The sequence below is a fragment of the Chitinophaga sp. genome (genome assembly GCF_035564935.1).
GTDB lineage: Bacteria > Bacteroidota > Bacteroidia > Chitinophagales > Chitinophagaceae > Chitinophaga.
Window position 1 is genome coordinate 1 of sequence record NZ_DATMTE010000876.1, and the last position, 7,699, is coordinate 7,699.

The 7,699-nt window shown below is 47.7% G+C and carries 5 protein-coding genes; all 5 read right to left on the minus strand.

Annotated features, from left to right (window positions below; genetic code table 11):
• Nucleotides 1-555: hypothetical protein (locus VN105_RS22850; protein ID WP_325644562.1), on the minus strand; the 555-nt coding region annotated here is incomplete at its 3' end.
• 39 nt (nucleotides 556-594) lie between these two features.
• Nucleotides 595-2,166, minus strand: a complete 1,572-nt coding sequence (locus VN105_RS22855) for a RagB/SusD family nutrient uptake outer membrane protein (protein ID WP_325644564.1) — start codon at nucleotides 2,164-2,166, stop codon at nucleotides 595-597.
• 39 nt (nucleotides 2,167-2,205) lie between these two features.
• Nucleotides 2,206-5,535, minus strand: a complete 3,330-nt coding sequence (locus VN105_RS22860) for a TonB-dependent receptor (protein ID WP_325644566.1) — start codon at nucleotides 5,533-5,535, stop codon at nucleotides 2,206-2,208.
• A gap of 240 nt (nucleotides 5,536-5,775) precedes the next feature.
• A complete protein-coding gene (locus tag VN105_RS22865; protein ID WP_325644568.1) occupies nucleotides 5,776-6,942 on the minus strand; it encodes a FecR family protein in 1,167 nt (388 codons plus the stop codon).
• Between the two features lie 136 nt (nucleotides 6,943-7,078).
• A partial coding sequence (locus tag VN105_RS22870; RefSeq protein WP_325644570.1) for an RNA polymerase sigma factor occupies nucleotides 7,079-7,699 on the minus strand: 621 nt, incomplete at its 5' end.

Here is a 7,699-nt window from a genome sequence, read left to right on the forward strand (position 1 = left end):
GTACAGCGCCTGGGCGCCCCGCTGGCTTTCGGGAAACTTTTTGATCAGCTCATTACACATCTCCCGGTATTTCTGGGGATTGTCCTTTTCAAAAGCATTGGCATAATAGAAAAAATAATCCGGGTTGTTTGGTTCTGCCGCGGATGCCTTCCCCATAAATTCCCGTGCCTTATCAAATTCACCCCAGCGCTCTGCATCAACAGATAATTCCTGCCATGCGTCCGCCAACTTGGGGTCCAGTTCTACGGCTTTCAGCAGGAAAGGCCGTGCTGCGGGATGCTCTCTGTTTGCATAAAATTTACCGTACCCGTACTGCACGGCTGCTACTGCAGGAAATTTCTTTGTCCATTGCTGGTATTGCTTTACAACCCCGGCACTGTCTTTCCACATCGCCTGGATATAAGCATCGTGTGCAGCAACGTTTTCCGGGTGTTTATTGATAACGCCAACCAGGCTGTCGCCTTTTTGTTTCGATTGGGCGCCTGCCATTGAGGGCAACCATAACAATGCTGCTGCAATGGTATATGCGCTTAAGTGATTGAAAGTGATTTTCATAATGCTGGTGTTTGACTGTATATAATTTTATGTAGATGATTACCAACCGGTATTTTGTTCGGGTACTTTCCCTGCAGGATATTTTTGCAGCTGCTCCTGCGGTATCGGGAAATAATACATTTTGTCTTCGAAGAACCGCTGTTCCAGTGGTACCGCAGTATATGTTCTGGCGCCGTTTACAATGCCTATCTGCATGGCTTTGATGGCAGTCCCTATCATCGTTTTGCCGGTACCCCATCTGCGGATATCATTGAAGCGCTGGCCTTCAAATGCGAGTTCCACAGTGCGCTCGCGCACATAATCATCCCAGGTGAGCTGGCCGGTTATTTCCGGCATATTCACCCGTTTGCGGAGGAGGTTTACATAAGTGCGCGCCTCACCGGGATTATTCAGTTTCAGCTGGCATTCTGCATAGTTAAGATACACTTCGCCCAGCCGCATCATGATGCAGTTTTGGTAATTAGTATTATTACCACCGAAGATGTAGTTAGGATTCATGAATTTGCGGAGCAGGTAACCGGTGATAGCTGTGCTGGAGGTACCGGGGTTCATAGCAGAGCCCAGTTTCAGATCCATTACGGTATTCATCCAGGTGGTACCATCGTAAATAATGCTGGCCTGCAGGCGTGGATCGCGGTTGGCATATGGATGCGCAGGATCGTATGAGGCCGACTGGTTCCAGGATTTACCATCTGTCATGAGGTATTGGTCTACCATATTCTGTGTAGGACAATCCCTCACACTGCCAAAGCCCGTGAAGTAAGTGGAGTTATTGTAGTCATCGAGCGCATGTACCTGTCCGCTCAAATCTCCCGCGTATTCTTTATTAAAAATAACCTCGCTGTTATCATCATTCTCAGGAAAAAACATAGCGCCATAATCCGGAAACAGGGAAAAACCGCCTTTGTCTATCACCTCTTTGGCAGCGGCAGCAGCGCCGCTGTAATCCTTGTAATTCAGCAGCAATCGTGCCTTCATGGCCAATGCTGCAAAACGGGTAGCACGTCCTGTGGAAGCCGCAGGATAGCTTTCCGGCAAAATGGCGGCTGCATCATCCAGGTCTTTCACCATAAATTTTACACAGGCTTCATCGGTACCACGTCCTATCGATAATTCATCATCCAGTGAAAGAACTTTATCCACAACCGGGAAACGCCCGAAGGTAAAATAGAGGTCCATGTAATGCAACGCACGGAGAAACAGCATTTCGCCTTTGATCTGTTGTTTTCCTGCTGCACTGAAGGGCATATCATCCATATGCGATAACACCGTATTACAGTTGCGTACTGCAATATAGGTGTCGTTCCAGGTACTGGTGTAGATATTGGAAGAAGGAGAATACTGACCGGAGTTCACCAGGTTGGCCTGGAGGAACGACTTGGCGCATTTGGCTTCATCTGTAATATCACAGATCATCCAGTTGCCGGCGTCATCATAAACCGAATGTATCTTACTGTACGATTCCAGTACCACCCGGCTGACGAGGGCGCTGTCTTTCCATACGTTGCTGTCGCTGTAAAGGTTCAGAGGGCCTTTATTCAATGCCTCTTTATTACAGGCAAGGGTTCCCACCGTTACAGCAAGGGCTATATAGCTGATTAATTTTTTCATTTGAGAGCATTAGATGTTCAATAAATTCATTTTCACAGATCAGAACTGCAGCGTGGCGCCGGCTGCGAACGACTTCATCAGCGGGTCGCGTACCTGTCCTGCACTTTCGGGATCAAATGATTTAAAATGAGTGAAAGTGAAGAGATTATTTGCACTGATACTGATGCGTAAACTCTTTGCACCAATGTGCTGAAGTACAGTACCAGGCAGACTGTAAGCCAGTTCCATATTCTTCAGGCGGAGGTAGGCCGTATTGCGGGACCAGTAATCAGAGTTTTCTTCATTATTCTGGTTATTATACCACAAACGCGGATAGGAAGCATTGGTATGATCAGGCGTCCAGCGGTCCAGCTTATCTGCTGTAGCCGGCAGGTTGATATACGCATAGCCTTGTACATTGCCAGCCCCCTGCATCAGCACATTCAGCTCCAGGCTGCTGTATTTAACGCCCCAGCGGATGCCATACTGGATCTTGGGAAAAAATGCAGCGCCAAAAGCTACCTGGTCCCTGGCTGTAATAGCGCCGTCGCCGTCCACATCCTTGTACCGGATATCGCCGGGAGCGGTGCCGGGGTAAAGTGGTTTGGGGCCTTTGGCAATTTCATCTTCACTTTGGTATAAACCTTCAGAAATGTATCCTACCCCCTGGATGCCCACACTGTTATACAAATAACCGATGGACTTGCCCGTGATCTTTTGCCACTCCGGAATGCTCTGTGATTCCGGGTAGTAAACGATCTTGTTTTTACTGAAGGTAAAATTGGGGGAGATAAAATAAGAGAACTTCCCGAAATGCTGCGTATGGCTCAAAGTAACTTCCAGTCCTTTGGTATCCACAATACCACTGTTAATATCCGGCAGACCTATACCAATTACAGTAGGTACCTGCTGCGCCGGCGGCGCCAGGATATCTTTTGTTCTTTTCTGGAAATAATCCGCCTCCAGTGTGAACAGGTCCTGTTTATAATGCGCTTCCACGCCCACATTGGCGATCACCGCACGCTCCCAGGTAAATACGGGGTTAGGCAGTACATTAGGTGATAATGTTTGATAATACTGTGGTACAGCTCCTCCCAGTGAGTACCCGGGCGTAGCTCCCAAAGCATAGGTAGTGAGGAACTGGTACGGATCTACACGATCATTACCGAGCTGTCCCCAGGAAGCTCTCAGCTTCAGGAAATCAAGGTTGTTGGATACATTATCCATAAAATGTTCTTCTGATAATATCCACCCTGCGGAAAGCGATGGAAAAAATCCATACCGCTGATCAGGAGGAAAAATATCAGACCCATCATAGCGGAAGTTAAACTGGAAGAGGTAGCGCGATGCATAATTATAAGAAAAACGTCCTACCAGTCCCCGCCTGGCGTTCTGTGTACCATTACCGCCGTTAGTGACCCTTGTAGGATCACCCAGATCCAGTTGCGATAAACTGGAAGACACAAAGCCCGAACGTTGCGTATTGAAATTGTCGCCGGTGTTATTGGTTTGTGTAAACAGCAGCAAACCGGACAGGTCGTGTTTACCGAATGAACGGTCGTATTGCGCGCCCGCTTCCAGCGTAAGACTTTGTGTTTGCGCAAATGTTTCACGGAGATAAGGTTCCGTAGGATAAGGTGTGGCTTTGGTAAACTTCCCTGCTGCATCAACAGTGTACATGTCGTATGGTGTGGCAAACCGTTTGCCGAAGGAATACAATTTATCAAAAGAGCCGTTGCCTTTCAGCGACAGGCCTTTTATAAAGGGAACATCATACTGTATGTTCACTACCGAATTAAAGATATTGGTATTGGTGAGATTGTAACCGGATGCGCCTATCGACTGCTGGTAAGCATTGCCCCGCTGCTCCGGCACCATGGCGTACAATCCGTTGGTAAAGCGGTTGGCACGGATAGGCGGTGTGCCATACATATTCCTTACAACATACTCCGAACCATAAACAGACTCTCCATCCTGTTTGCTGAAGGAGCCGCTCAGGTTCATGGTCACCTTCAGGTCGCGCGTTACCTTTGCTTCCAGGTTGCTGCGCAGGTTATAGCGGCTGTAACCTTCCACTGGTACCAGTCCGCTGTTCTTTGAATAGCCCCCGGAAATAAAATAGCGGATGTTTTCACTTCCGCCTGCGGCCGAAAGATTATAATTGCTTTGCCACAAAGAAGTAGCCAGTACTTCATCGATCCAGTTCACGTTTGGATAACGGTCGGGATCGGAACCATCCTTGTATTTCTGCAGGGCTTCATCGCTGAAACCCATGCCTATACCAGGCTGGTACAACCCTTCATTTTTGAGTGCTTCATTGTATGTGGTAGCATAGTCAAAAGCATTCATCTGTTTATAGTATTGTGTAGGACGCTGGTTCACCACGTTGGCCGCAAAAGTGATACTGGGTTTGCCGATATTTCCTTTTTTAGTGGTTACGAGTATTACCCCGTTGGCGGCACGGGCGCCGTAAACGGAAATGGCCGAAGCATCTTTCAATACGGAGATCACGTCAATATCGTTGGCGTTGAGGTCATCCAGTCTTCTGTCGGGGATACCGTCAATTACCACCAATGGCGCCGAGTTATTGAAGGTGCTCAGCCCCCGCACAAACAGGGTGGAACCTGTGCCCGGCGCGCCGCCGGATTTCACAGCATATAATCCCGGCAACCGGCCTGCCAGCATGTCCGACACAGCTATGCTGGAGTGATTTTCTGTAAGTTCTTTTGATCTTACGGACGACATCGACTCCGTTTTGTTCCGTTCTGTAGTAGTGCCATAACCAACAATCACAGAGGCATTTAACTCTGTAAGCGCCGGTTTTAGCGCAATGGTCAGTGTTACCGGCGTGTTGCCTACTTTAATATTTCTTTCATAAGATCCGTAGCCAACGAAAGTAACCACGATCGTATAATTACCGGCGGCGAGGTTTTTAAAGCTAAAGGAGCCGTCTTCTTTTGTAATGGTGCCCCTGTTAAAGGGCCGCAAGCTTACCGTTGCTCCAGGTATAGGTTTGCCCTCATTATCCACTACCACACCGGTTACAGTGCCGGATGCCACCGCGATATCTATCAACGGTGTTACCGTAACTGTTTTTCTGCCGATCACCACCAGCTTATTATCTTCATCAATACGCCAGGAAAACGGTTGTCCCTGCATACTTTGCTCCAGCGCCTGCCGGAGCGTGGCTTTTTTCAACTGCACACTTACGGGCGTGGCTTCCCGCAGCAGCTGCGCGTCATAAAAGAAGTGGTAAGCGCTCTGTTTTTTAATACCTGACAGTACTTTTTCAAGTGAAGCCTCTTTCAATGATAATGTAATCTCCTGAGACACCCCCTTCGCGCTTACATGCAGGCATAGCACAACAATCAGGAAAAAATTCAATCTCATAATGAGCATCGTTTTTTTAAGGAGGGAACGGGCAAAGAAATGCCTATAGCAATTATTTAATTGCATACATTTGTAGTGTTTGGGTGAATTGATTAAACTTTCTTTAGTCGGATAGTTGTCGGTGAACCCGGATTAAACAGAAGTGTTGCAAGCACTTCTGTTTTCTTTTTTAAGACGTATTTTTTTTCATTGATGGTTGGTTGGTTTTTGGTTGATAATAAATCGCGGTTGGTTGATTGATCAGTCGATGATTTTAATTGTTCTTCCTGTTATTACATAATGAACATTACTGAATTTAAGTATTTCTAAAGCCTTCTCCAGGCTCACACTGCGGGGTATTTCACCCACAAAAGCCTGTTCTGTATTTTTGGTTTCAAATATTACATTCACATCATACCACCTGGCCAGTTGCCGCATTACCGTAACAATATTGGCTTTGTTAAAGGAAAAATACCCATTCTTCCAGGCCATTACAGTTTCAATGTCTGTATTCTTCAACAGCTGCCAGTGGCTGTTTCCCTGTTGTTGCACCTGTTCTCCCGGTTGCAACACGCCGGCATATCCTGCACCGGATACTTTTACCTTACCCGTGATCAGTGTAGTGGCAGTCATTGTTTCATCCGGGTAAGCATTGATGTTAAAATGAGTTCCCAACACCAATACTTCCTGTCCTTTTGATTTCACCCGGAAGGGCTGTCCGGGCCTGGCTGCTACCTCGAAGTATGCTTCGCCGGTGAGCTCTACCACCCGTTCCGCGCCATTAAATTCTACCGGGTATTTTAAAGAACTCGCAGCATTAAGCCATACCGTTGAGCCGTCCTGCAATACAATCCTGAATTGCCCGCCCCGTGGTGTGATCATTGTATTGTATTCCACCCCATTGCCGGCAACTGCAGCTCCCCGCCGGTACGCCAATACGCCATTATCTGTTTTTACTACCTGTGCATTCCCCTGCTGCCCTACCACGCCATTCTGCGCATCGGAGAGCACAATGGTTTTTCCGTTTGATAACTGCAGCATGGCCTTGTTAGTACCGGGAGCTATGTCTGCAGCTACTTCCGGAACATGGTGTGTTGCCCGGTTTTTGGGCTGCAACAGGAACCATGCACCCGATGCCGCCACTATGAACACTACCGCCGCTGCATATTGCCACCATTTCCGGTACAATACCTTCACAGGGGTATTGCCGGGCTTATCTGCCAACAATATATCCTGTAGTACAGGCTCCCAGTTTACAGGATTCACCTCTCCATCGCCGGGAATCTCTTCCGGCCATGCAGCCGCCGCGCTGTTAAACAGCTCCCGGTTAGCTTCGTCCTGAAAAAAAGCAGTCAGTTCCGTCTCTTCGGCTTTCGTTAATCCTTCCTCCCCACTTTTTTTCAATAAAAAAGTAATTCTCTGTTCCATAGTGGTTTTCAAAACGTAGTAAAATAATTACAGGTGCACGCCGGCAGGCAGCGTAATATTATAAAGAATGGAAAAAAGACCGGTGGTACTCATCGGGCTTTCATTTTTTTTAAAATAAAAATTAAGTAGTTTACTTTCAGCGAGTTAAGGAGAACAAAAATAGAAGCGGGATTATCTTTCCCGCCGCGGCAAGGTGTCCACGGATATAACTTAGCGCTGCACTAAGTGTATTTTTCACATAACTGGGAGAGCACTGGAGCCGGTCGGCAATTTCCTGTGTTTTCAATCCTTCTTCCCTGCTCAGCTGGTAGATCTTTTTACGCTGGGGTGGTAATTGCGCTACCGCCTCCCTGACCAGCTGCAGTGTTTCCTGCACCTGTAGCCGGTCTTCCCCATGGTTGGCAGCAGCAGTACCTTCTTCTTCACTGATACCGGTCACCTTGCGGAGCGCTGCCTGCTTATGGAACCAGGTAAAACATTCGTTGCTGGCAACCCGTCTGATCCAAGCCTGCGGTTCAAGCAGCCCCGGTAGCTTATCCCGGCTCAGCCAGATGCGGATAAAGGTTTCCTGCACAATCTCCTGGGTCCCTTCCGGCGATTTAACCATCCTTTGTATAAAAGAAGTAAGCCAGGGAAGAGCCCCATAAAAAAGTTCACGAAAAGCCGCTTCGTCTCCTTCCGATATGCTGATCAGTAATTCTTTTGCTATATGAAACTTGGCGCGGCGCAATATCTCCTGAGTTGGACCGGCAGCAAT

What these genes read in the sequence shown, in the direction of transcription:
- VN105_RS22865 (WP_325644568.1), bottom strand. Translation starts at nt 6,942, where the DNA reads ATGGAACAGAGAATTACTTTTTTATTGAAAAAAAGTGGGGAGGAAGGA.
- VN105_RS22860 (WP_325644566.1), bottom strand. Translation starts at nt 5,535, where the DNA reads ATGAGATTGAATTTTTTCCTGATTGTTGTGCTATGCCTGCATGTAAGC.
- VN105_RS22855 (WP_325644564.1), bottom strand. Translation starts at nt 2,166, where the DNA reads ATGAAAAAATTAATCAGCTATATAGCCCTTGCTGTAACGGTGGGAACC.